At 68.0% G+C, this 1,288-nt stretch carries 1 protein-coding gene; it reads right to left on the reverse strand.

Features of this window, described 5'->3' with window-relative positions; all coding sequences use genetic code 11:
• The coding region (locus tag ABZS71_RS35645; protein ID WP_356217030.1) for an IS1634 family transposase at positions 1-1,156 on the reverse strand (1,156 nt) is incomplete at its 3' end.
• Between the last annotated feature and the right edge of the window lie 132 nt (positions 1,157-1,288).

The raw sequence follows: 1,288 nt of genomic DNA on the forward strand, positions 1-1,288 counted from the left end.
CCAGGACTTCCTGGTCGAAGTGCCAGGTCAGGGACGGGCGTCCGGCGGGGTCGGTGGTGACGACGGTGTGCAGGCAGCCCGCGACGCGTCGGGTCTTGGCAATCACGCCGATCCGGGCCTCGACCTTCGCCGCGGTGTTGTAGTAGCGGCCGCCGGCCGAGCGTTGCAGTTTCTCGAGGTCTTCCGTCGCCCTGGCCAGGCGTTTGGCGCGGGCGGTCCGCTGCCCTTTGGCGTTGCCGGTGGAGTGGACCAGGATCCGGCGCAGTCGGTGAGCCGGGTCTCGTTTGCGTGGCCCGGCCATGACGTGGACGTCCTCCAGGACCCGGTAGGACTCCCGCTGGTCGGCGGGGGTGTTCCGCTCGCGGTCGCGGTCGTTGACGTAGTCGACCAGCGCAGCGGATTCCGTGTCCAGGGCGGCGTAGACCTCTGCCTTGACCTGGGCGGCCGGCAGCGGGGCGACGAAGTCGACCTTGGCGTCCAGCAGCGCGGTGATGTTCGGGTAGGACACGAGTTTGGAGTCCGCGACGAGCAGGAAGTCCTTGCGGTCGGCGATCTTCCGCAGGGCCTTCATCGCGCCGACGACCTGGGCGACCTCGCCCGCGCCGCCGTCGTAGACCCGGTGGAAAACGGGGATGCCGCCGTCGCGGGTGACGGCCAGCCCGGCCTGGATCTGCTTCAGATCCACCCGCCTGTCCTTGGGGTGACCGTACCTGACCTGCGGGAACTCCTCTTCCTGGTCCTCGTAGGCGCCGAACATGGACATGCTTGTCATGTCCCAGTGGATCTGGGTGACATCGATCCCGAACTCTGCGATCGCCTGCGCGGCGACCGAACCGGTGATCTCCTCCAGGCGCGGTGCGATCGCGTCCAGCGCGCGGGCGAGCCGGTCGTCGTTGAGCAGTTCCGGATCTACCCCGAAGACCTCCTCCACAGCCCACGTCCGGGCCCAGTTCCCCACGCGGACCATCGAAGTCGGCGAGGAGAGCCGGTTGGCGACCAGGACCTCGATGACCTGCCCGTGCGTCAGGTGCGCAACATCGCGCACCGGGCACAGCTCGTCGATGATCCCGGCCACGTCCAGCCGGCGCAGAAACTCGGCAGAGGCAGGCAGAGCGCCCAGACGCCTCTCCACCACAGGAGCCAACTCCACGCTCATGCGAGGACGCTGGACCCGGGAACGACGCGAACGAGATATCGGCACGTCCAGCCCAACGATCCACAACCCGCCGAGACACCGGCCACATCATCAGTTCATCCGAATCGGTCATGTGCGGAGGATCGGGCTAGC

Origin of the sequence: Streptomyces sp. NPDC005393, from assembly GCF_040606675.1 — a bacterium.
Classification (GTDB): Bacteria; Actinomycetota; Actinomycetes; order Streptomycetales; family Streptomycetaceae; genus Streptomyces.